This is a genomic window from Peribacillus sp. NPDC096379 (assembly GCF_044762875.1).
GTDB lineage: Bacteria > Bacillota > Bacilli > Bacillales > DSM-1321 > Peribacillus.
Genome location: NZ_JBIWFD010000001.1, coordinates 1,786,684 through 1,810,167, shown reverse-complemented (window position 1 = coordinate 1,810,167; position 23,484 = coordinate 1,786,684). Strand labels below are relative to the sequence as shown.

The following is a 23,484-nucleotide window of genomic DNA, read 5'->3' as shown; positions in this document are numbered from 1 at the left end:
TCCTTATTCTACTAACGGGGCAGTTTAGTGGAACGAAAGGATCAAGCATTGGAGTTGAAAATGATGGAAAAGTCATTTAACGAATTATACGATTTATTACAAGAGTACATTATTGAAGATTCTGGAATGATAGATTTGAATTGGTGTGGAGAGTTTCTATATCCTTTCTATAAACATTTTAAAGATAATGATAAAAGATATAGAACAGGTTCACTTATTGCATTTTGGGGGTTGCTAACAGAGTGGGAGGATGAGAGTGGATTTCCTTTTTTTACTGTGGGGTTTGATATAAATAACAGTCATCATTTTGATAAGTATATAGAAGAATTTTTGAAGTATTCTTCAAAAATAAAGGAACAATTCCCTCATATTTATAAAGTGATTATTCATTCATTAATGCTACTAGATAAAAGAGATGGTTTTGAGGAGACTTTTCCAAATACCAATATCGAAATTTTTAAGATAATTAGAAAGCACTTGTTTGATGTTGAAATACAATGGTCAAGTGATTTATATAAAAATGCCTTTAAGGAGGCAGATATTGATATTTAGGTATTTTATATTAGTTTGTGAAGAATCCTACTTAAACTAACGGGTGCGATAGTGAAAAGGCAGCGGAGAATCCGTTGCCTTTTGCCATACACTTTTAAAAATATTTTCTGTAAAATTCTCTTCTAACACTTCCACTTAGCTGAGCATAAATCCTAGTGGTCTCGCTTTTTTCGTGTTCCAGTAAACTTTGAATAACATCAATAGGAGCTCCGTTGTTCAATAGGTGTGTCGCATAGCTGTGGCGTAGTTGATGTGGATGAATTTCTTTGTTGATCCCTGCTCGACTTGATATTCGTTTTATGATATATCTCATTTGTCCAATACTCATACTATGTGGGTGCCGTTCAGTAACAAAAATAGCTGGGTCTTTATCCTGACGAAGATCCAAGTATCGTTTGAGCCAGATTTCACACCGTATATTAAAGTAGACCTCCCTTTCCTTATCACCTTTCCCAAGCACAATGGCGGAACGATTTGACCAATTAATACAATTTTTATCAAGAGAAACAATTTCCCCTATTCTACAACCTGTTGAAAACATAAATTCAAATAACGCCTTTTCCATTGGCGTAATACATGCTTCCCTCAAATGTTCTATTTCTCTCTCTGTTAAAAATTTTGGAATCCGTTTTCCTTGTTTAGGTTCTTTGATTTTTGCAGCAGGATTCTTCGGTATATGCCCTTCTTCGTGTGACCAACGAAATATTGATTTAATAAATCGAATTCGATGAGCCAAACTTGATGGCTTGAGGTGTTCACTGGATTTTGCCAAGTATTCTTTAAGCCGATCAGTAGTCAATGATTCAATATTCACATCGTCAAAGTATTGGATAAGTAGCTTAGATTGGAGCTTATATGCTTTTAATGTCTGAGGGGAGAATCCTTCGATCTTTTTATCCGATTCATATAATTCCCAAGTTCTTGATACTAACAAAAAAATCTCCTCCTTTTCGTATTGGAGGAATTATTGCCTTGATTGTAGAATTGGAGACGTAAGGTATTGAACTATCGGGGCAGGTTAGTGATAGATAGAATTGATATACCACACCAGCATAATATAATTAAAAAAATAGAAATATCTCTTGGGGTGAATAAAGTGAGTAAGGATAGAAAAGAACGTTTAAAAGAATTGTTAGACAAGCAAAAACAAAAAAGAATTGAAGAAGAGGAAAAAGAAGAGGGAAAAAGAGAGTATGAATTTTTATTAGAGGAAGTTAATGAGTTATTTCCGAATCATATGGATTATAAAGAGGAAGTAGAAATTTTATCTAAAGAAGACTCTGAAAAAATCAAAGATGAATTATTTGAAGTTTTTCCATTTCATAATAGTGGAATTGAGTGGAGGCTTATGTTTTACAAAACTATATTTTGTAACTTTATTGACTATGAAAGTGCATTAGCTGAGTTAATAAATAAAAATCATAAGCTAAATAATGAAATATGTTATATTATCGACTTTAACTATCGATATGTTATTAAAACGAAATTGACTAATATCATTTACAGAGTTGAAGAAGTTAGAACTTGGGATAGGTATATTTATTGTCCTCAAATAAAACTAGTCATTGAATTCCCCTCAAACGATATAGCAGTAGGATGGAAGGAATAATTTTTATTCTAACTAAAGATTGTGAAGGAATACACTTAAAGTAACGGGTAGCAATAGCGCCATAAAAAGGCTGCCAAATGACGGCCTTTTTAATGTACGAATTTATCTAAAATCATACATTCGAAAAACCATATTCAACTAACGGTGCAGTTTACTTGAAGAAAATGAGGAATTAAAAAGGGTTTAACTTATAAATAAAGAAGTTATTCGTAAGTTGAAAATTGGGAGGGTAATCATGAAAGCAACATTTAACTTCTATATTTTGGTTTTATTATTAGGTGTATCTTTGATGGGGTGTACTTCAAATAATGTAAATGTTAGCGTGAAAGAAGATGAGGAAATAAATCAAATCAGTGAGACGAAAGAAACAACAACAAATTTTACTCAATTGGTGGGATATGTTACAAAAAAAGATGAAAATAAAATTCTTGTAGTAAGTCCTGAACCAGAAGATTATAGTGCTAATGGTGGCGAGAGTGAACATTATGATGCTGTCTGGATTTCTACTTCCAGCATTACAGAAGATATATTAGTAGGCCAGCGAATAAAAGTTTTGTTTGAAGGTTCCGTATTCTTACCTTATCCTCGTCGAGGAACTGCAAAAGATATATCAGTTCAATCAACCGAAACACAAAAAAACTCTAAAATTTCTGAGACTGAAGCTATTCAAGAAGCAATCAATCAGTTAGACACAGATGCTATTGAGAACTCTATTATTATAGTGAAAAGTGTTAATTACGATGATAAGACATCAAGTTGGTATATTGATTTAAATGATGATAATTTTCAAATAGAAGGATAGTTACCAACTGTATATTTTGTTCAACTAGCGAAAAAGGTTAATTCAAGAAGAAGGTCGAATTGATTTTGTGGTAGGGCTTGGAGGATTGAAAAGAATTTGAAATTAATTTTTGTTATTTCACTTATTTTATTTGGGAGTTTTTTAATTGGATTAACAATTGATGGATTTGGTAAGACAGGTAATATTATTATGCATGTAATAGGGGCTGGATGTAATTTGGGAGCTGTTTTCATTGCAAAAGGCAAGAAAAAACAACAACAACCTTCTTGAAGTAAAGAGTGCTACAGTGAAAGAAGAATTTGCATAAAACACCCCTTTTTTATACAGTTACCAGGCTTCTTCAGAAGCCGAAATTGTTGATTCATCAACATTGTATAAAATCATGTATAACCAATAAAAACGAACTATAAAACCCCTTGGTGCTCAAGGGGTTTTATAGTTCGGAAGTTCCGGAAATTGACTTTATGTTGACTAGAAATGTATAGACTATACAGTCCTTTTTTATGATAGATTAATGGTAAAAATGGAGATTAGAAGAAATGAGTACAATTATTTTAAGAAAAAAGATATTCTATTATCTATCCTTAACTCTTTTTCTTGTTGGTGTTATTTCATGGGTTCCTTATTTGGTTCTTAATATACAAGAATCCTATGGAATGTTAACATTTGTCTTTGGCCCAATAGGCTTTTATTTTGGTTACTTAGCAAATAATAGACTTTTAGCATTAAGCAATTTAGCTATGTTATTCAGTGTTATCCCTGTAGTTATTTATGTTTACTTAACAAAAGGATATATTCCTATGTAAGTTAATTGAATAGGCAGTATAAACGGATCTTCCAGTTGAAGATCCGTTTTCAATACCGATAAGCAATTTTATGTTAACTAGTTTTGTATAGAGTATTCATGTGATACATTAAGGCCTTATTCAATTAAAGGGCCAGATTGAGGAATATGGGAAAAGTATTAAATAGGTGAATTAGGAAAAAAAGTAAAAAGGGAAGTGGTATAAATGAATTTGGTAATTAACTCTGCAGTATTTGAGGATTATGACACATTAAACGTTATTGTTAAAGAAGGACAAGATGAGCACGCAGATGCTTTGCCTAACATCTTTAATAAAGTGCGGATTGTAATGCCAAAGAGTTACTTCAAAGAACTTCTTGAAGATTCTAATACCGAAATTTTAGTGGCTAGAGAAAATGAAAAAGTGGTTGGTTTTGCAGTGATGGAACTTAAAGAATCTCCCCCATTCGATTCAGTGGTGCCAAGAAAATATGCCTATATGAGTGACTTTGGAGTAAAAGGTTCCCACCAAAAAAGAGGAATTGGAAAAGACTTATTTGACGCTTGCGTAAATTGGTCTAAAAATCAAGGCGCATCTTCCTTAGAACTGAATGTATGGGAATTTAACCAAAAAGCAATTTCCTTTTATAGTAAGAATGGAATGAAAAGTATAAGTAGAAAAATGACATTGCTGATTGATGATAGATAGTGTTATTCATAATCGAATGTGTCAGTTTAAAATCCTTAATTTAACGCTAATCCACAAACGGGCGCTTTAATTGAACAAGCAGTAAAAAGGATCTTCCAACCGAAGATCCTTTTTCAGTACCTATAAGGAATTTTATGTTAACTAGAAATAAATAGGATATGCAATTTTAATTATTAGGAGTAATTTACCTTATAACCCAAGTATTTCCGTTATGGATTATAAGAAATAACTGTTACTTTTTATATAAATGGAATTGTAAAGTAAAACACTTCTAATTCCAGGGAGGTTAATCATGGAAAATAAACAATTAGATGAAAAATGGCTTCGATTAGTCAAAGAGTTAATAGAATCTGGAGTATCTAAAGAAGATTTTAAAGCATTTATAGAATTTAAAAAACTTGAAAAAGATAATCAAAAGAGGTTGAGTACCTAAAGGGCACTCAACCTCTTTAATTTCCTATAATTGACTTTATGTTAACTAGATTTGTATAGAGCATTCATGTGATCCTTTGGGACCTTGTTCCGCAATCGGGCCAGATTGTTGAATAACAATCTTAAATGAACTTTACTAACATTTGTTGAAATATTTCCTTTAGTTTTTATATTTAAGTGGTGAGTTGTATTTATATAGTAAAATGTCATATATAATTTAAGCGGGTTATGAAGAAATTTTAAAAATTATATTGACAAAATATTTTTTTTCTGTAAAATGAAAAACAATTCAAAAATATTTGTATAGAACAAAGGCTATGAAAAGAAATAGTATCAATTATTTTTACGAACAGAAAGTTACCGGTTGATGAGAGGTGCAAGTAAAACGATTGAGAATTCATCTTGGAGCTGTGTACCGAAAAGATCATTCTAAGTAGGCTACGCCGGTAAGCACCCGTAATCATGTGCGAGAGTATCGTCAAATGACCGTACTTCTTAAGGTAAGTAATGTGAATTGCTTATAAATTAAAGGTGGTAACACGAGTTGAATCGTCCTTTTGGTTAATCCAAAAGGGCGTTTTTTTTTATTCCTTTTTTGAGCAAAGTATTTGAAAATCTAAACGTATTAGGAGTAAGACATTATGAAAAACAATCATCAAGATTCACAGCTAAAGCGCGGATTAAGTACTCGTCACATGCAATTAATTGCACTTGGCGGATCCATTGGGGTCGGTTTATTTTATGGCTCTAGTTCCACAATTCAAATGGCTGGGCCATCTATTTTACTAGCTTATTTAATTGGCGGATTAGTTATTTTCACAATTATGCGTGCATTAGGCGAAATGGCAGTAGAGGAACCTGTATCAGGCTCGTTCAGTACGTACGCGAATAAATATTTAGGAAGCTTTGCTGGGTTCTTATCTGGTTGGACGTATTGGTTCATGTGGATTGTCGTTGGCATGGCAGAATTAACAGTAGTCGGTGTATACATTAACTACTGGTTCCCTGATATTCCACAATGGGTAACTGCCCTTGTAGTACTTGTTATTATGACGCTTGTAAACTTAGCAAATGTAAAAGCTTACGGAGAATTCGAATTCTGGTTTGCGATGATTAAAGTTGTTGCGATTATCGGTATGATCGTTCTAGGATTAGCCATTATTTTCTTCGGTGTTGGCAACCACGGTGAAGCAATTGGCTTCGATAATTTATGGGCTCACGGTGGCTTCATGCCAAACGGTTTCCATGGTATTTTAATGTCACTAGTATTAGTTATGTTCTCATTCGGTGGGGTTGAATTAGTTGGTATTTCTGCAGGAGAAGCAAAAAATCCTAGCAAGTCAATTCCTTCAGCTATTAACAACATCGTTTGGCGTATTTTAATTTTCTACATTGGTGCATTAGGCGTTATGATGGTTATTTATCCTTGGAACGAAGTTGGTTCAGAAGGTAGCCCGTTCGTTCAAATTTTCGATCACGTCGGCATCCCTGCTGCGGCTCACATTATTAACTTTGTTGTAATTACAGCAGCAATGTCTGCATTTAATAGTGGTTTATACGGTTCAGGACGTATGCTACACAACTTATCGGTACAAAAAAATGTTACAAAATATTTTAAAACAGTAAGCAAAAACGGTAGTCCGCGTAGAGGGATTTTATTTTCTTCAGCGGTGTTATTAATTGCGGTTGTCTTAAACTATGTAGTACCTGAAAAAGTGTTCATCTATATTTCTGCTGTTGCGACTGTTGCAGTCATTACAAGCTGGATGATTATTTTATTAGCGCAATTGAAATTTAGAAAGTCAAAAACGAAAGAGGAAGTAGCCGAACTGAAATTCAAAATTCCGCTTTATCCACTTTCTACGTACATTGCTATTGCATTCTTATTAATGGTTATTGTGTTAATGGCGTTTATTCCAGATATGCGTGTTGCCCTATATGTCGCACCAGTTTGGTTTTTAATCTTATTTGTTGGATACAAAGTAATAAATGTTAAAAAGTAATTAAATCATTTCATTTAACTGATACTTCTTCAACGAAGACATATGTTAAATAGTCCTTTTCGTTAACTCGATTGGTTACATCTATCTCAAGATTAATAATTTTTATACATTAGTAAACGTTAATAACGTTCCCAAATGAAAGTTTGGAAAGAAACCAAAATCCAAGAAATGCTGTTAAACCAACATTTCTTGGATTTTCCTTTGAATATTGTCTATACAGCTTTTTATGCAAATACATAAACATGGCTACGATAGTACTTTTCAAAATTATTCAGAGTTTATTATTTGAATAAAAACCTGTAAATTTGACGCTTTAAACCTGCATTTTTTAATCGTTCCTATACTTCAATTACAGTGGCTTTATTTGAAAACTATCTTCCACAATCGGGCGCGTTTGCAGAATAAGGCTTATTAAAATTATCAAACTTTTTTATAAAAATCTCATACCTATTTAAAAAGAGTAACTCCATTTTGATCAATCCTTTTTTAAAATGGAGTTCTTGTAGTTGCTTTTAGATAAAGATTGAGGGATATTTTTAATCAATCTTTATTCCAAAGCTACAAGAGAAGTTGTACCAGACGATGTACAAGCTGTAATTTTCTTTCAAAGTTGCTTGCATTATAGAGATTTTTGTTGAACTACAGGCGTGTTAGTTCTAATAAGGAGAAAACAACTTTATTATCGCTATACATATAAATCAAAAAATCGGATGTATCACTAGTTGTGATCTTCCGATTTTTTGTATAACTATTAAGATAATTAGCTACACTAAACATCAATAAAAGAATACCTTATGATAATTGTTACATTTACTTATTTTGCACTTTGTGTATGAGTATGCCTCACTGTATGAGCAGTTGTATCTGATAATTCCATTGCAAAACCCCATTTATCACAATGCAGTGAAGAACGACATCTGGACACACACCAAATTCTGTCTTTGCCTTTTGAAGTAATTTCTGCAATACCATATCCTTATTCTCTTCGGTGCAATTGGCACATAAATAATTACCCTCTGGTAGTATTGTTAACCTCTCTATTGAAGGATATTTTAAGCAAATGGCAAACAACCGGGTTTTTTCTGGTGTTGTAAACATTCCTGCCATTTCTTCGAACAAAAATTGTGGTTGCAACGCTTCTTCAATTTGCTTATAAAAATGATTGTGATAATTCCATAAATTTTTTATCGTAGGGTATTCCAATTTATCAGAAAGCATGATTACCCTTTCTGATAGATATTTGACAAAGAATTCCCCATTTTGGTTATCTACACTGTTTAACTTATTTTCATAATGTGTATAGGCACGTTTAATTCTTGATTTTGCGTATTGCAGGCGAGCGATTTTCTCATCTGCCTTTTTTTCTGCCTGTTTTAAAAGTGCAATAATTCTGGGGAGTTCATTCTGCTGCAAAATGTCTTTTATCTCCATCAAAGTTAAATCCATTGTTTTGAGCAGTTCAATTGTTTGCAGTTGTACGAGCTCCTGCTCAGAATAGTACCGATATCCAGTTTGTTCATCTTTATGACATGGCTTTACTAAACCTATTCGATCATAATGCCTCAAGGTTTCACTAGTCATGCTTACTTTTTCTGCTGCTTGTTTAATTGTGTATAAAATATCCATAAATCCCCCCTTGACCTATTTGTAACACAAAGGTTTATTGTGAAATTATATCATGTAGTGAGAAAATCGCAATGGCATGAAAAAGTAAAAGAAGAGAGGTAGCAAGCTATGATTGAATTAAATCAAGTATCAAAACAATATCAAAGTGCAACTGTCCTAAAAAATTTCACATTAACTATAGACAATAATGGTATCTATTGTCTATTAGGACGAAACGGAGCGGGAAAAACAACGCTTTTAAAATCTATTGCAGGTTATCAGAATATTTCAAGTGGAACCATACGTGTTAACGGGCACTCTATTAGCACTGCAACGATGGATACTGGTGTTAGTCATATTGAAAATTTTGCCAAACATTTTAATCTTCCAGTAACAAAACTAATTAGGGTTGCTGGAGATTTAAATCCACGCTTTGATTATGAATTTGCAATGGAAATGATGGAACGGTTTGAGCTAGATGCCGGTAAAAAAATTTAATGCGCTTTCATTAGGTATGAAAACAATGGTTTCCACCATCATCTGCCTTGCGAGTAACAAATCAGTTGTTCTTTTAGACGAGCCGGTGCTGGGGTTTGATGCAATTATGCGTACGGAGTTTTACGATTTGCTAGTAGAGAGTTTTTCAAGGAATCCACGTATTATTATTGTTTCCACCCATATCGTTGATGAAATTGCAAAGGTCATGCAAAAGCTGATTATCATTGACAAGGGTACCCTGCGTTTTTATGATACCTTACAGGAAATTGAGACAAAGGCATATAGCGTAAGTGGATTAAAACAGGAAGTAGAGAAAAAGTCACAAAAGATCTGCATACAATTGGAGAGATACAAGCTGGAGGTTTATTAACACGCTTTATTTTTGATTTACCAATCAGTCAAAGAGATCATCTCGAAATTGAAAAATTGTCCCTTCAAAATTTCTTCATTCGTATGGTTGAGAAGAAGGGCGGGAATTTATCATGAAACCAGTTCTAACTGTTATAAAACGAAACTTTGCAAGTAATTTAATTGCACTTGTTATTACGATTTTAGTCGTTCTTTTGTCTACCACATCTTCGGATGCAAGCATATCCATAAGCCGAGGAAACTACACTTATCTTTATATGCTCATGATTCCATTTTTCATTGTGTATTTTAACTTTAGTAAGCTAATTCATTTAAACGCAACGAAAAAAGATTACTTTTGGGGTAGTATCCTTACCTATATCATCGCCGCAGCGTCAATATCAATGGTTAATACTTTTGTCCATCTAGTAATAGACCCAATGAATCAAACACAAATCGTGATTAATTTGTTGAAGCTATGCGGTTGGTGGGAAAATGGTGTATTCGTTGCATTTTTTCAGCAGTTTTCTTTTTTATTGATGCTGGCGTTGATCTTACATGTGCTGCTTTCTATGCAATCGTATTGGTACGGTTGGCTGACGGACGCTGTTCTAGTGGCGATCATCTGTGTGTTTGTTCCGATCCAGCCTTTGCGACAAATTTTGGTAGGCTTTTTCAAGCTCATTATGTTTAATGGAAACGCTTTGTTGCACATCAGTGTTTGTCTTTCCATCAGTATGGTATTGGCGCTTGTAGGGTTAGCTGTATTAAAAATAAGATCGATTTAAAAAAGGAGAGTTTAAAAATGAGAAATGCTACAAAAAAACTTGCTATGAGTGTACTAATTACATTGTCAGTAATACTAACTGGCTGTTCCTCTGAACCTATAACATATGAGGAAAAAAGTTATGTCACTTCAGCTGCAGAAGTTGATACTATTACAATTGACGTTAAAGATAGAAAAATAGAAATTTTTCAGTCTGAAGATGAAAAAATTCATATTTCTTATAATGAAAGTGAAAAAGAATTTTATAAAATTGATTTATCTGACGGAAAAGAATTATCCATGGTGTATGTAAGTCAAAAAGATTGGGACGATTACATTGGTGGGAAAGCTGCTCAAGAATACAGGACTATTCAGGTATGGATACCTGATGCGTCTATAGAAAATCTGATTTTAAAAACATCAAACGAAAAGATTGAATTGCCCCCACTTTCATTTGCAGGTGCAGTGAATATTAAGATAAACAACGGTAATATCCAACTGGACAAGTTGAACGCAGGTACTACAGTAACTTTAGAAACAAAAAATGGTGATATTAGTGGCTCAATTGTAGGTTCTTATGATGATTTCGCTATATTAAGCGAGGCAAAAAAAGGAGAGAGTAATTTGCCTGCAAATAAAAGTAGAGGTGATAAGACATTAAACGTCAGCACTAATAATGGTGATATAAACCTCGAATTTGTTGATTAATCTTTTTCGCTTGAATATTTAATCTCTAATATACTTTTAGTTGATGAAATAATGCCAAGGCTTAAGCCAACAAAATGATGGGTCATATCCAAAACATGTACTTGACTTAAAATAACCCCCGCTATATGTACGCGCATGGAACGGAAAGCGTACACCTAAGATTCAAGAAAAATTGATGCTTGTTTTCTTGAACTTTTTGAACTAATGAGGCAGCATTCCTGTAATATCTGAAAGGATATCTAGAGTTTGTGAAATAATGCACTTAAGCTAACGGGGTGCTTTAATTCAACAACGTGACCACCAATTTGGTGGTCTTTTCAATGTACGAAACTATACAAAATTATACATTTGAAAAGACCCCATCTTCAACTAAGAAGCAGGTTAGCTGAGGTAGAGGAGTAAATAAAACGGTGTCGAATATATTTATGGTGAAATTTGAGGTATTGGAGGAAATACATTGGAAAAATATAAGATTGATAATAATATACCAACATTGGAAGAATACAAATATTTGTGTGAGTCTGTGGGATGGACTAATTATATGAATTTTGAAGTGGTGGAAACATCACTAAGTAATTCTATTCACTGCATCACAGTCAAGGATAATGAACAAATTGTTGGTATGGGGAGAATTGTTGGCGATGGGGCTATTTATTTCTATATTCAAGATATAGTGGTTCATCCAGATTATCAGAAAAATGGTATTGGAAAGGAAATAATGAATCTTTTGGTTAAATACTTAAATACGAATGCCCCAGATAAGGCGTTTGTTGGTTTGTTTGCATCACAAGGTAAAGAATCGTTCTATGAAAAATATGATTTTAAAGATTTCTCACCCAACATGACAGGGATGTTTACTGTAATTTCTAAAAAATAGACATAATAGATTTAAAATTTTAGGAGAGGAAATCAATAAACATTAAAACAATTATTCTCCAAGTAAACTTTTTCCTTATTAAGCTAACGGGTAGCTTTAGTGAAAGAAGAATTTGCATATCCCCCTTTGTTATGTAGCTACCAGGCTTCTTCAGAAGCCGAAAATGTTGATTCATCAACCATGTATAAACGATGAAAATGAACAATACGGAACCCCTTGAGCACCAAGGGGTTTTATATTTCGGAAGTTCCGCAAAATTGCTATTATGTTAACTAGTTTTGTATACAGTATTCATTCGATTCTTTGAGATCTTATTCAACTAAAGGGCCATATTGTTGATTAAGGCTTATTGAAAAATGGTAGTTTATTTTAAGAAAGTAGATCTTAGTAAATAATACATCTCTTGACCCTGTACTATGGTACAGGGTTTATACTTTATATGAGGTGAGATAGATGCAATATCGTATTGGGGAATTGGCTGAAAGGTGTGGCGTTAACAAGGAGACCATTCGTTATTATGAGCGTTTAGGTTTGATTCAAGAAACTGATCGTAACGAAAAAGGATACCGAATGTATTCTCTACAAACGGTCGATCGATTGAATTTCATAAAACGGATGCAGGAATTGGGATTTACCTTAAATGAAATTGATAAATTACTAGGGGTTGTCGATCGTAACGAAACAAAGTGCTGTGACATATATGATTTCACTGTTCTAAAATTAGAAGACATCCAGCGTAAAATTGAAGATCTTAAAAAAATTGAACAAATGTTGACAGACCTTAAAGAAAGATGTCCTGAAAACAAAAATATTTTCGAATGTCCTATTATCGAAACATTGATGAATTAGAGCAGAAAAAGAATATAAAAATAAGGTGGGAGAATAATGTCAAATTGTTGTAATAACACTAAAGAGATAAATATTGAAAATGTTGTAATTTGTCCATCCTGTAAAAATAAAGTTAAAAATATAAAGTTGATAACATTAAAATCAATGCTTAAACCATCTGCTTTAGAAACATTAAATGCTAAAGAAAATCACTATTTTTGTCTAACCAAAGATTGTGATGTAGTGTATTTTGATACGAATAATAACATGTATCTTTTATCTGATATAAAGGTAGCTGTCTATCAAAAAGATGATTCGCCTCTTACACCGATTTGTTATTGTTTTAACTGGACAAAAGAGAAAATAAAGAAATATGTTGAAAAAGGTATTACTGCTAATCCAGTAGAACATATTCGAGAGAACATAAAGGAAAACCGATGTGGTTGTGAAGTGAATAACCCTCAAGGTAGTTGCTGCCTAGGAAACGTTACAAAGTTTATTAATCAATTAACATAGGTAGGATTTTATGGGTTATTGTGAAGATATAAGAGAAATGCTCGGAAATGCTCCACTGATAATAGTCCGACCAAGCGTAGCTATTATAAATAATAAAGGCGAAATATTATTGTATAGATATTTAGGTGCACCTTGGGGAATTTCAGGTGGAATATTGCAGTTAAATGAGTCAGTTGAGCATTGTATTAAAAGAAATGTAAGAGAAGATTTAGGTTTGATGTTAAATTCTCTAAGATTATTGGTGTTTACTCTGGTCAGGAATTAAATACAAAACCTAAGAACGGTGAAGATGAATATCATACTGTTGCAATAGGTTATTTATGTACGGACTATGAAGGAGAATTAATATCCGATGAGAATCAAGCAATTGAAGCTGAATTTTTCAAGTTGGACCAATTACCTGAAGATACAGATCCTTTCATTAAGAAAAAGTTGGTTGAATTGAAGGAGAAGCTTGTAAAAAGTTAATGTAAAAGCTATTTCTTTATTGGCTAACGAGTACTTTAACACATAACTAAGAACAATTTTTAGAGTTCTTTTAAATTTTTCGATCTTCAGTAATCGGGCGCTTTAATTGAACTAGCAGCTAAAAGGATCTTCCAACCGAAGATCCTTTTTCAGTACCTATAAGGGTGATTATGTAAACTCCTCTTAATAAAATAAGAAGAGTTTTTTAATCTAGCGTATTAAGTTAACGGGGCAGGTTAGTGAAAGAAGGAATTCGCTTTCAAAACTAGAATTTAAATTAATAACTAATGGGATAGGAAGGAGATTCTTATGATAATAAAGGGTTTTGGAGGAATTTTTTGGAGGACTAAAAATCTAGAGGATATAAAAAAATGGTACAGTAAAGTCCTAAAAATTGAAATTGAAAATTGGAATGGTACCATTATTACACCACAATCAGGCAATGAAACTATCTTTTCCTTCTTTTCTGAAGATGACCGCTATTTTCCAACAGAACAACAAGTGATGTTAAACTTTCAAGTTGAAAATTTGGATGACAGTATCAAACATCTAGAAAAAATGGGTGTTCCCCTTGTTATGGAAAAGACGATTAATGAATTTGGAAAGTTTATTTGGATTGAAGATCCGGAGGGAAGACGTATAGAGCTTTGGGAGAAGTAATAGGATAATAATAAATTTTGTTGTTGAACTAAAGAGTGCTTTAGTTCAGTAAAGAAAGTCTGCTACGGCAGCTTTTTTTATTCGAATAACTGGCAGGTTAGTGTAATAAAAGAAGTGTTTTTTAATAACATTTAAAATGTTATTATTACTAAAAGCGTTGGGAGAGTGGCTAAACATGATAAAATATCCAACCTTAGAAAAAGGTGCAACAATAGGAGTAACTGCACCATCATCTGGAGTCCCAAGTGAATTACATCCCTTGTTAAAATCTGCATTCAAAAGTGTGGAAAAGAAAGGTTTTAACTTCATTTGTGGAGAAACTGCATGGACTCAAGATAAGGAAAAGTCTGCATCTGCTAAAAAGCGTGCAGAAGAGTTTAATAAAATGATGCTTAGTGATAATATTCAACTTATTATTCCTCCTTGGGGCGGAGAGCTACTTATTGAGACACTTGAATATATTGACTTTGAAAATATACAAAGTAAGTGGATATTAGGTTATTCTGATATTAGTCTGCTACTGTTAGCAATTACATTGAAAACGGGTACTGCTACAGCCCACGGAACCAACTTAGTGGATTTAAGAGGAGAGTATTCTGATGATACGACAGCAATGTGGCGAACAGTATTGTCTACCAAAATGAATGAATCAATTCTCCAACATTCATCAGAAAAATATCAAAAAGAATGGCAACATGATACCCCTACTCCTTATATTTTCAATCTAACAGAACAAACTTACTGGAAATCAGCTGTAAACGAAAAAGTTAAGATACAGGGGCGATTACTTGGTGGTTGTATTGATACAATTAGACATTTGATTGGTACACCATATGGGAATGTACATAATTTTAAAGAGAATTATATTGAAGGAGATTCTGTCATTTGGTATCTCGAAAATTGTGAGTTATCAACAACTGACTTGCGTAGGTCCCTCGTGCAAATGAAATTAGCTGGTTGGTTTGAGGATTGTAGTGGCATTATGTTTGGGAGAAGTTCAGCTAATACAGCTATTACAAATTATACAGTTGAAGATGTTTATAAAGAACTTTCAAAAGAGCTTCAAATTCCTATTTTGTACGATATTGATTGCGGTCATGTTCCACCACAAATGACTTTTATAAATGGAGCATACGCTGAAGTTGAATCAGATAATGGTCAAGGTACTGTGTTACAAACTTTTAAATAAAATTATGGATGTGTTCTTTAATGATTTTTTTAAGATAACAAAGAGTTAAGAGAACCATTTAGTGATAAGGAACATTATTGCAATGAATTTAAGGGCGTATTCTTAGGTAATGTTCAAACAGACCAAGAAGACTATGAAATGTTTCATAATTGGGTTAAGACAATGTTATATCGTACCGAAATAGAACTAAATAAAGTTAAACCTTATTGAACTAACGGGGTGCTTTAATTCAACAACGTGACCACCAAATTGGTGGTCTTTTCAATGTACGTAAATATACAAAATAATAAATTCAGAAAAACTCCTTATTTATCTAAAGGTAGGATTGTTGGACAAGGAAATGATAAAGTGGAATTATATAGAAAAAAAGGGGAGGTGTCCGATAAATGAAAAAAGGCAAAGGTTTTCTTATAGTATCGCTCATAGTGTTATTGTTTTTGATGGGTTGCTCATTAAATGGCCATACAGAAAAGACGGACTCAAATGCGGATACAAGTGATAAAGCTTCCAAGAAAGGGCTTTATGTTCTAAGCATAGAAGAACAAGGAATGATGGTGGTAAACGCTATCCCTAACGACTTTAGTTCGAATGGTGGAGAAAAAGAATATTTTGATGCAATTAGTTATCATTATCCGAAAGCTTCAGAGGAGCTAGAGGTCGGTCAAAGAGTACTTGTTGAAGCCGATGGCCCAATATTGGAATCCTATCCTGGTCAAGGAAAAGCAAAAAAGGTGACGATTCTCCCAGAATATAAACCGGATAAAGCCGATTTATCAGAATCGCAAGTAGTTCGTAAAGCATTAAAAGAACTTGAGTCAGAATCTACATCAAATTGGATAGCTGCCATTAGAAATATAACTTATGATAAGGAAAAGGATACTTGGAAAGTAGATATTAAACAAGAAGAAAATATGTATGAATTTGATATAGATGATAAATAATCATGAGGAAAGAATATTGTTCGGAGAGAGAGGGAAAGACCACAATTAGTAGTATTTTGAATGTATGAATATAACTCAAATCATACATTCGAAAAAAACTTATTCAACTAATGGGGCAGGTTAGTAAAACGGAAGGTTTTATTAAATGGTATAGAACATTAATGTAGAAAACAAGTATATTTTTGGAGGTATTAAATGAACGATACACAAATAATAAGTTTAGATAGTGTTTCATTCCAATTAAAAGATAAACATGATTTCGAATGGCTTAGAAGTCTTGGTGAAGTGTTTTGTGTCTTTGATGAACAAGATTCTGGAAATATATGTTTCGGCATCGAAAAAAGTGGTATTAAAAGGTTTGTGAAGTATGCAGGGGCAAAGACTTTAGAATATTCAGGACAACCTGAAGATGCAATAGCAAGATTAAAGCAGTCAATTCCTCTTTATGAAAAGTTGAAACATCCACATTTAATAAAATTAATAAATCATTTTCAAGTTGCTGAGGGATATGCATTAGAATTCGATTGGTTTGATGGGGAATGTCTTCATTCTCATTGGTCGTTTCCTCCGCCACAGAAATATACACATCCTGATTCACCATTTTTTCGATTTAAACAATTACCTATTGAATTTCGTTTAGTATCACTGAAATGTATTTTTGAATTCCATGTATATGTGGAGAAGCAGAACTATGTAGCTATTGATTTTTATGATGGAAGTATTTTATATAATTTCGAGAATAATAGCACAAAGATTTGTGATATTGATTTTTATAAGAAGAAACCATTTATAAATACGATGGGGAGACTATGGGGTTCATCAAGATTTATGTCGCCTGAAGAATTTGAATTGGATGCTGAGATTGATGAAAGAACTAATGTATTTAATATGGGTGCAATCGCATTTGGATTGTTAGGTGGAGAACTTGACCGTTCAATTTTAAAGTGGGGTGCAGGTCAAGAACTTTACGAAGTAGCGATGAAGGCAGTTGAGAAAGATAAAAAAGACAGATATTCAACAGTAGAAGAATTCTACTTAGCGTGGGAATCAGCTTCTAAAAAGTATCTATCTTGAACTAAGATGATTGTGAACAAATGTACTTAAACAAACGGGTGCTTTAGCGAAAGAATAATTTGCATAAAACACCCCTTTTTTATGCAGCTACCAGGCTTTTTCAGAAGCCGAAAATGGTGATTCATTAACAATGTCATGTATAAACGATAGAAATAGACAATTCGGAACCCCTTTGAGCGCCAAAGGGGTTTTATGTTTCCGAAGTTCCGAAAAATTGACTTTATGTTAACTAGATTTGTATAGAGTATTCATCTGATACTTTGGGACCTTGTTCAACTAAAGAGCCAGATTGTGAACAAAACCTTTAAAGAAAATAAGATCCCCTGTTTTTTTATCAATAGGCACAGTAACTATTTTAAGCCCAAGTCATATACTATGAAAAAGAATTTTCCCTTAATAATCCATAAAAGAGGAGAGTAGTGATGGAAAAACGAACCATGAATCAAGTGGGTGGGAATGTGCCTCAACCTATCCGAAGTGATGGAGCTGGAGGGATTGACTCCGGACCACGTAATATTATGCGGGATCTTCAAAATCCAAATATGCTCGTCCCACCTATTACGGATGCAGGCTTGCTCCCTAACTTGAAATTTTCATTCTCAGATACTTCTATGAAATTAGATCATGGTGGATGGTCCCGCGAGATCACGGTGAGGGAACTTCCTATCGCCACCACCCTTGCAGGAGTAAATATGAGTTTAACGGCTGGCGGAATACGTGAACTCCATTGGCATAAACAAGCCGAATGGTCTTATATGCTTTTAGGAAAGGCACGTATAACTTCGGTTGATCAACAAGGACGAAATTTTATTGCCGACATCGGACCGGGAGATATTTGGTACTTCCCCCCTGGTATCCCACATTCGATTCAAGGGTTGGAACATTGTGAATTTCTGCTCGTCTTCGATGACGGAAACTTTTCTGATCTTTCCACCTTATCCATCTCTGATTGGTTTGCACATACCCCAAAAGATGTTTTGTCGGCCAATTTCGGAGTACCAGAGAGTGCTTTTAGCTCCATTCCTTCTGAACAGGTATATATCTATCAAGAGGAGGTACCCGGTTCACTGGAAAGTCAAGAAGTCCAGTCACCTTTTGAAGAAGTTCCTTTAACCTTCAAGCACGAGCTGGTGAAACAAACACCAATTAAAACGCCCGGTGGTAGTGTACGAATTGTGGACGCTTCTAACTTTCCAATTTCAAAAACAATTGCAGCAGCACTCGTTGAGATTGAACCGGGTGCAATGAGAGAACTTCATTGGCATCCCAATAATGACGAGTGGCAGTATTACCTTACCGGACAAGGGCGAATGACTGTATTTACTGGAAACGGTGCAGCTCGTACATTTGATTATAGAGCTGGTGATGTCGGATATGTCCCTTTTGCTACTGGACACTATATTCAAAACACCGGTCCCGAAACGTTATGGTTTTTAGAGATGTTCAAAAGCAACCGCTTTGAAAGCGTGTCGCTGAATCAATGGATGGCACTGACGCCTAAAGAATTAGTTCAAAGCAACCTAAATGTTGGATCAGAATTTCTCGATTCTCTTCGCAAGGAGAAATGGCCTGTTGTGAAATACCCCGGGTCTTCCTACTACCCTAAAAACAAGTAGATAAGAGTTGATTTTATTGACGTATTTTATGATATTCCTTTGGGTTAAACTACGTTTTTTTTATTTTATAAAAAATTTCAGTTAGCTTTTTAATTGAAAGTACCATTCCGCAAGACAACCTATGAATTAGATTGAATGTTGTGTTGAGATTGTCGTGTCCAGTAAACCGACCTTCTCCATCCGACACATTTGAGCATTTTGTCATCCATAGAGTTGTGGAGGTGATTACTATGTACAAGACAATTTACGACCAAGCAGCTGAGATTACACAGAACGTTATAAAAGCAAGAGGGGAAGCTATAAACGGCGAAAAGGAATTATTAGAAACTTACCTAAGTGATGACGCTGTTACTAAGTTATATAAAAAAGTATTAAGAGTTCTATGTGAACCAATTAAATTTTATTGAGGTTGTCGTGGGGAAGAATGATTTTCTTCTGGAATCGAGTTCTTAAGGAGTCCTATGAGATCATTAACTTGAAGGACTTTTATTTATTAAGATATTGTGAAACTTTGAAATTAAACTAACGGGGGGGCGTTAGTCTAACAAAAAATGTACTTATGTTCTTCCACAATTGGGCGCGATTGTTGAGCAACACAGGTAGAATATGACCAAACCTTTTATAAAAATCTTATACTTGGTTAGAGCGATTAACTCCATTTTGATCAATCTTTGTTCAAAAAGGAGTTTTTTGTGTTTGCTGATAAATCAGGGTATGTGATTTTATTTTAATTAAACTTTATTAAAATGCTACATACACCATACTGTTGCTATGTAATAAAATTTGATAATTTATATTAAAGATTGATAATTTGTAAAAAAGTTTGATTAAAATCACATGATCCTTTAGTTTTTTTAAAAGATTATTTGGATATTTATGTTAAAATAACAATTAAGATTGTGAAAAAATGTACTGAAACTAACGGTGCAGGATAGTTCAACAAGCACGTAGTAACTAATGGTAAAATAATGAAGACTTTTTTTAATAGAACTATGGGGGAATGTAATGTGAAAACCATAAAGGTTCATCATTATGATGCGTTTAGTAAAGAACCTAATAAAGGGAATCCAGCTGGAGTAGTTTTAAACGGAGATGAGCTAAGTGATAAAGAAATGCAAGAAATAGCCTTCAAAGTAGGATTTAATGAGACTGCTTTTCCAGTTCAATCAGAAATAGCTGACCTTAGAATACGTTTTTTTACACCGGGGCACGAAATGAACTTATGTGGTCACGCAACAATGGCAACTGTTTATGCGTTAAAGACAAAAGGGTTATTGGGGAATAAAACGGATTTTACAATTGAAACAAGAGCAGGAATTTTGCCGATAAAAATTAAATCAACTATTGAAAGCGAAATATTTATAACAATGAAACAAGCTTCCCCCCAATTCGAAAAATTCAATGGTTCAAAAGAAGATTTAGCTAATTCGATAGGATTAAAAGAATCAGATATTCATGACGACCTACCGATTCTATATGGAAGTACAGGTACTTGGACACTATTAATCCCAGTAAAAGAACTTGATGCTTTTAAAAAGATGAAACCAAATAATAAGGAATTCCCTGCTATTTTGAAGGAAATGCCCAAATCATCTATTCATCCTTTTTGTATGGAAACCTATGATACTAGTGCTGATATGCACGCGAGACACTTTTCTTCACCATCCTCTGGCACAATTGAAGATGCGGTTACGGGAACTGCTTCGGGGGTAATGGGAGCATTTTTTGCAAAATACATAAAAAACAACAATATTGAAGAGTATTTAAATCTTATAGTAGAGCAAGGTCATGAAATTCAAAAAGATGGTCGAGTTATGGTGCAGATTTGGAAAAGCAATGAATCGTATGATGTTGAAATTACTGGTAATGCAGTTCATGTTAAAGATTTCGATGTTTGTTTAGAAGGTGAATAAAATTACTCAACTAACGGGTGCTTAAGTGGAATAAGAAAGTATAAAAGGATCCTATTGAAAGATCTTTTTTATTGCCTATAAGGTCAATTATCGTGGCTAAATCACAGTCAATGTACGAAAATATGCAAAATCATACATTTGTAAAAACACCTTATTCAACTCACTGGGAGTTTAAGATGGATGGCATCGATGGTGTATAATAATTGCGAATAAATGGGATAAAAAGTGGAGGAATCAAATTTGTTTTCATTTCGTAGTATCGACATATCAAAAGACAGTAAAACTATTATTACATTTAGAAGAGATTCTTACATTATTAGTTTTAGTGATGTGAGTTTATTTGGGGATAATGACAGTTATTTGAAGAAGATATCGGAAAGGCTTATAAAATATCCAAATGGGCTTGTGTTAGTCGAAATAGACGGGGAACCAGTAGGTCAAATTGAGTTGCAGGTTAAGTCGTTTGAGAATAAAGAAGTTGGATATGTTAATCTATTTTATTTAATCCCAGAATATCGAGGAAAAGGTTACGGTGCTAAACTAATAGAATATGTGGAGAATTTCTTTCGCAAATATAATGTGGATGAATATCAACTAAGAGTATCTAAAACAAACAGCAGGGCAATAAGCTTTTATCAAAAACACGGATTTGAGTTGTTAAGAATAGAAGAGGAGGATACAATTACGAGATTTAGAATGCAAAAATCATTAAACTAACAGGTGTTTAGTGAAAGAAAATTTGTATAAAAACATGCATAAACGAGTAAAATGGACAATTCGGAACCCCTTGAGCACCAAGGGGGTTTATATTTCGGAAGTACCGAAATATTGCTATTATGTTAACTAGATTTGTATATAGTATTCCTTCAGTCCTTTGGGAACATTGATAATAGCCAAATGTGACCGAACTTCCTTTTGCAAAGACTATGGCCGTATTTATATAAACTAAAAACACCGTTCCTATTATTCGGACGGTGCTAATTCATTTATTTATCCTTAACATCCATAATCAACGTATCAAATAAGTTACCATCAATATAAACTAAAAGTGCCCATGTCCCTGCTTCTGGTAAAACAACATTTGATGGCATACTCGCATCTGCTCCTTCAATCTTTCCTCCACCAACACCGTTTCTCGACCAAGTAGGATCACTTAAAACGGGGGTTATTTTTGAAGTGTTTTGATTATAACCTACGACTGTAAATTTACCTTTATCAATTCCCCAAAAATGCCACAACCACTTTTCTACTTCATTAGGTTTTAATTCCGGTCCTATAATTCCAAGTTTATTTTTATTACCAACCATATCATTTCGTGTCCCTGTGTCAAATTCGGTAACGGTTCTATCCCAATCTACCTTTTCAAAATCACTTATTTGCACAAAATCGGGTATATCTTCAGGCAAAGTCAACTTACTTTCAACTGTTTCATTTGTAGAGCAACCTACAACCCAAAAAAGCACACTTAAGAAAATAAGTACCATAGACTTTATTTTCAAAGAATCATCCCCCTAAAAACAAAGTATAATTTCCTATTATTTCTAATTATACCACACATCAACCATTTATCTTAAACTGATTTTCAACATTAGTTGAAAATCAAAATAAAAAGGCTAAAAAGGATATTCAATTGTGAAGGTTCTTTTTATGCTTATAAGAGACTTTATGTTAACTAATAATGTATAGAGCATTCATATGTTCCTTAGAAGCCTTAACGCTAGGAATAGTGAGGTTTTGATACCCTCCTTTAACAGGTTTTAAGCGCTAATTCAAAAATATTCAAAAAACTCCCAAGCGTGGACTGTATAGAGAGAAAAACTCTAAAAAGAGATTATCATCCAATATAGTACATTTCATCTTGTTTGAAGAATAACTAAATGATATCATTTAGTTAAATAAATTTTACCGTGTAAATTAATAATACGGAGTTGATTTTATGAAACCAATGTTAACCTTAACAGAGTACAGTCAATTAAAAGCACTTAGTGATCCGTTACGGGCAGAGATGATGATGCGTTTGTTAGAAAAACCATATACAGGTCAACAGTTATCTGAGTACTTTAATTTATCCCGGGCAAAAATTCACTATCATCTTAAAGAACTAGAAAAAAATCAACTCATTTCAATTGTAAAGAAAGAGGAGAAGAACGGTATCATTCAGAAGTTTTATCAATCTGTTGCCAGAGGTTTTACACCTTCTGCAGAATTACTACCAAACCTTGCAGATATTAGTGAAACTTCCAGACAAATGCTTCTGCAAATGGCTGAAAGAACCAAAAGTGTTATTCTTTCAGCACCCGAGAACGCTTTTAAATTGAATAAAGCTAGCGAGGACCCTTCTGAATGGAATTATGTAGGATCCTTGTGGCAATTTTCCGCAAAAGAAGATCACTTTAAAGATTGGATAAAAAAGTACTTCGCCTTAATGCAAGAATTTAGCGAGATAACAAAAGAGACCCATACAAGCCACCCTGATAGCAAAATCTATTATATTTCTACAATGGCTTTCCAAATTGATGAGCCAATAATGGATGATATGAAAAGTAATAAAGTCGAGGAGTAACACTACTCCTTTTTCTTTTTATA

29 protein-coding genes and 1 other annotated feature are annotated in these 23,484 nt (G+C 33.6%); of the genes, 25 read left to right on the top strand and 4 right to left on the bottom strand.

The features are described 5' to 3' along the window. Positions 1 to 27 precede the first annotated feature (27 nt). The gene (locus ACIQZI_RS08615; protein WP_403071678.1) at positions 28 to 552 is read left to right on the top strand and encodes a hypothetical protein; all 525 of its coding nucleotides are present in this window, start codon (positions 28 to 30) and stop codon (positions 550 to 552) included. Between the two features lie 94 nt (positions 553 to 646). Here the strand turns inward: ACIQZI_RS08615 and ACIQZI_RS08610 are convergent, their stop codons facing one another. Beyond that, positions 647 to 1,486, bottom strand: coding sequence for a tyrosine-type recombinase/integrase (locus tag ACIQZI_RS08610; RefSeq protein WP_403071675.1), 840 nt, complete (start codon positions 1,484 to 1,486; stop codon positions 647 to 649). Between the two features lie 87 nt (positions 1,487 to 1,573). On the opposite strand from ACIQZI_RS08610, the gene ACIQZI_RS08605 reads away from it, so the two are divergent. The 7 genes from ACIQZI_RS08605 (at position 1,574) to ACIQZI_RS08575 (ending at position 6,891) form a co-directional block, all read left to right on the top strand. Continuing rightward, the gene (locus ACIQZI_RS08605) at positions 1,574 to 2,161 is read left to right on the top strand and encodes a CDI toxin immunity protein (protein ID WP_403071672.1); all 588 of its coding nucleotides are present in this window, start codon (positions 1,574 to 1,576) and stop codon (positions 2,159 to 2,161) included. A gap of 235 nt (positions 2,162 to 2,396) precedes the next feature. Beyond that, positions 2,397 to 2,963 carry a DUF3221 domain-containing protein gene (locus tag ACIQZI_RS08600; RefSeq protein ID WP_403071669.1) on the top strand — a complete coding sequence of 189 codons (567 nt, stop codon included), beginning with the start codon at positions 2,397 to 2,399 and terminating at the stop codon, positions 2,961 to 2,963. 96 nt (positions 2,964 to 3,059) lie between these two features. Further along, complete coding sequence (locus tag ACIQZI_RS08595) at positions 3,060 to 3,233, top strand: serine kinase (protein ID WP_182503610.1); 174 nt, start codon at positions 3,060 to 3,062, stop codon at positions 3,231 to 3,233. A 269-nt stretch (positions 3,234 to 3,502) separates the two neighbouring features. After that, a complete protein-coding gene (locus tag ACIQZI_RS08590) occupies positions 3,503 to 3,769 on the top strand; it encodes a hypothetical protein (RefSeq protein WP_403071666.1) in 267 nt (88 codons plus the stop codon). A 204-nt stretch (positions 3,770 to 3,973) separates the two neighbouring features. Beyond that, positions 3,974 to 4,456, top strand: a complete 483-nt coding sequence (locus ACIQZI_RS08585; RefSeq protein ID WP_403071663.1) for a GNAT family N-acetyltransferase — start codon at positions 3,974 to 3,976, stop codon at positions 4,454 to 4,456. Positions 4,457 to 4,748: 292 nt separating this feature from the next. After that, on the top strand, positions 4,749 to 4,889 hold the full coding sequence (gene sinI, locus ACIQZI_RS08580; RefSeq protein ID WP_403071660.1) for a DNA-binding anti-repressor SinI: 141 nt from the start codon (positions 4,749 to 4,751) through the stop codon (positions 4,887 to 4,889). A gap of 307 nt (positions 4,890 to 5,196) precedes the next feature. Then, positions 5,197 to 5,448, top strand: a binding site (T-box leader). An 81-nt stretch (positions 5,449 to 5,529) separates the two neighbouring features. Beyond that, on the top strand, positions 5,530 to 6,891 hold the full coding sequence (locus tag ACIQZI_RS08575; protein WP_403071657.1) for an amino acid permease: 1,362 nt from the start codon (positions 5,530 to 5,532) through the stop codon (positions 6,889 to 6,891). Between the two features lie 843 nt (positions 6,892 to 7,734). Here ACIQZI_RS08575 and ACIQZI_RS08570 read toward each other — a convergent pair. After that, complete coding sequence (locus ACIQZI_RS08570) at positions 7,735 to 8,517, bottom strand: MerR family transcriptional regulator (RefSeq protein ID WP_403071654.1); 783 nt, start codon at positions 8,515 to 8,517, stop codon at positions 7,735 to 7,737. Positions 8,518 to 8,625: 108 nt separating this feature from the next. Between ACIQZI_RS08570 and ACIQZI_RS08565 the strand changes: the two genes are divergently transcribed. The 4 genes from ACIQZI_RS08565 (at position 8,626) to ACIQZI_RS08550 (ending at position 10,816) form a co-directional block, all read left to right on the top strand. Beyond that, positions 8,626 to 8,994, top strand: a complete 369-nt coding sequence (locus ACIQZI_RS08565; RefSeq protein ID WP_403071651.1) for an ATP-binding cassette domain-containing protein — start codon at positions 8,626 to 8,628, stop codon at positions 8,992 to 8,994. Beyond that, positions 8,975 to 9,364 (top strand): ATP-binding cassette domain-containing protein, encoded by a 390-nt coding sequence (locus ACIQZI_RS08560; protein WP_403071648.1) that lies wholly within the window; start codon positions 8,975 to 8,977, stop codon positions 9,362 to 9,364. Before ACIQZI_RS08565 ends, ACIQZI_RS08560 begins: the two co-directional genes overlap by 20 nt. Before the next feature lie 112 nt (positions 9,365 to 9,476). Beyond that, complete coding sequence (locus ACIQZI_RS08555; protein ID WP_403071645.1) at positions 9,477 to 10,130, top strand: hypothetical protein; 654 nt, start codon at positions 9,477 to 9,479, stop codon at positions 10,128 to 10,130. Between the two features lie 17 nt (positions 10,131 to 10,147). Then, positions 10,148 to 10,816 carry a DUF4097 family beta strand repeat-containing protein gene (locus ACIQZI_RS08550; protein ID WP_403071642.1) on the top strand — a complete coding sequence of 223 codons (669 nt, stop codon included), beginning with the start codon at positions 10,148 to 10,150 and terminating at the stop codon, positions 10,814 to 10,816. Here the strand turns inward: ACIQZI_RS08550 and ACIQZI_RS08545 are convergent. Continuing rightward, positions 10,813 to 10,953, bottom strand: coding sequence for a hypothetical protein (locus ACIQZI_RS08545; protein ID WP_403071639.1), 141 nt, complete (start codon positions 10,951 to 10,953; stop codon positions 10,813 to 10,815). The two genes, ACIQZI_RS08550 and ACIQZI_RS08545, sit on opposite strands and share 4 nt — an antisense overlap. A 320-nt stretch (positions 10,954 to 11,273) precedes the next feature. On the opposite strand from ACIQZI_RS08545, the gene ACIQZI_RS08540 reads away from it, so the two are divergent. The 12 genes from ACIQZI_RS08540 to ACIQZI_RS08485 all read left to right on the top strand — a co-directional run bounded on the left by ACIQZI_RS08540 (position 11,274) and on the right by ACIQZI_RS08485 (position 21,615). Beyond that, the gene (locus ACIQZI_RS08540) at positions 11,274 to 11,693 is read left to right on the top strand and encodes a GNAT family N-acetyltransferase (RefSeq protein ID WP_403071636.1); all 420 of its coding nucleotides are present in this window, start codon (positions 11,274 to 11,276) and stop codon (positions 11,691 to 11,693) included. A 453-nt stretch (positions 11,694 to 12,146) separates the two neighbouring features. Continuing rightward, on the top strand, positions 12,147 to 12,542 hold the full coding sequence (merR1, locus tag ACIQZI_RS08535) for a mercury resistance transcriptional regulator MerR1 (RefSeq protein ID WP_403071633.1): 396 nt from the start codon (positions 12,147 to 12,149) through the stop codon (positions 12,540 to 12,542). A 36-nt stretch (positions 12,543 to 12,578) separates the two neighbouring features. Then, entirely contained in the window at positions 12,579 to 13,037 is a 459-nt protein-coding gene (locus ACIQZI_RS08530; RefSeq protein WP_403071628.1) for a putative iron-sulfur cluster-binding metallochaperone, read from the top strand. Positions 13,038 to 13,047: 10 nt separating this feature from the next. Next, positions 13,048 to 13,302, top strand: a complete 255-nt coding sequence (locus tag ACIQZI_RS08525) for an NUDIX domain-containing protein (RefSeq protein ID WP_403071625.1) — start codon at positions 13,048 to 13,050, stop codon at positions 13,300 to 13,302. A gap of 515 nt (positions 13,303 to 13,817) precedes the next feature. Next, a complete protein-coding gene (locus tag ACIQZI_RS08520) occupies positions 13,818 to 14,165 on the top strand; it encodes a VOC family protein (protein WP_062183203.1) in 348 nt (115 codons plus the stop codon). 175 nt (positions 14,166 to 14,340) lie between these two features. Further along, complete coding sequence (locus tag ACIQZI_RS08515) at positions 14,341 to 15,354, top strand: S66 family peptidase (RefSeq protein ID WP_403071622.1); 1,014 nt, start codon at positions 14,341 to 14,343, stop codon at positions 15,352 to 15,354. Between the two features lie 386 nt (positions 15,355 to 15,740). Continuing rightward, positions 15,741 to 16,295 (top strand): DUF3221 domain-containing protein, encoded by a 555-nt coding sequence (locus ACIQZI_RS08510; protein WP_403071619.1) that lies wholly within the window; start codon positions 15,741 to 15,743, stop codon positions 16,293 to 16,295. Positions 16,296 to 16,490: 195 nt separating this feature from the next. Then, positions 16,491 to 17,369, top strand: coding sequence for a serine/threonine-protein kinase (locus ACIQZI_RS08505; RefSeq protein WP_403071616.1), 879 nt, complete (start codon positions 16,491 to 16,493; stop codon positions 17,367 to 17,369). Positions 17,370 to 17,791: 422 nt separating this feature from the next. Then, positions 17,792 to 18,985, top strand: coding sequence for an oxalate decarboxylase family bicupin (locus ACIQZI_RS08500; protein WP_403071614.1), 1,194 nt, complete (start codon positions 17,792 to 17,794; stop codon positions 18,983 to 18,985). A gap of 230 nt (positions 18,986 to 19,215) precedes the next feature. After that, positions 19,216 to 19,392, top strand: a complete 177-nt coding sequence (locus tag ACIQZI_RS08495) for a hypothetical protein (RefSeq protein ID WP_157279481.1) — start codon at positions 19,216 to 19,218, stop codon at positions 19,390 to 19,392. Between the two features lie 600 nt (positions 19,393 to 19,992). Continuing rightward, positions 19,993 to 20,898, top strand: coding sequence for a PhzF family phenazine biosynthesis isomerase (locus ACIQZI_RS08490; RefSeq protein WP_403071610.1), 906 nt, complete (start codon positions 19,993 to 19,995; stop codon positions 20,896 to 20,898). Positions 20,899 to 21,138: 240 nt separating this feature from the next. Further along, positions 21,139 to 21,615 (top strand): GNAT family N-acetyltransferase, encoded by a 477-nt coding sequence (locus ACIQZI_RS08485; RefSeq protein WP_403071607.1) that lies wholly within the window; start codon positions 21,139 to 21,141, stop codon positions 21,613 to 21,615. Between the two features lie 269 nt (positions 21,616 to 21,884). Here ACIQZI_RS08485 and ACIQZI_RS08480 read toward each other — a convergent pair whose 3' ends face one another. Next, a complete protein-coding gene (locus ACIQZI_RS08480) occupies positions 21,885 to 22,397 on the bottom strand; it encodes a DUF4871 domain-containing protein (RefSeq protein ID WP_403071605.1) in 513 nt (170 codons plus the stop codon). A 437-nt stretch (positions 22,398 to 22,834) separates the two neighbouring features. Here ACIQZI_RS08480 and ACIQZI_RS08475 point away from each other — a divergent pair, with 437 nt between their 5' ends. Beyond that, positions 22,835 to 23,461: an ArsR/SmtB family transcription factor gene (locus ACIQZI_RS08475; protein WP_403071603.1), complete on the top strand. Its 627-nt coding sequence runs from the start codon at positions 22,835 to 22,837 to the stop codon at positions 23,459 to 23,461. Positions 23,462 to 23,484: the final 23 nt, after the last annotated feature.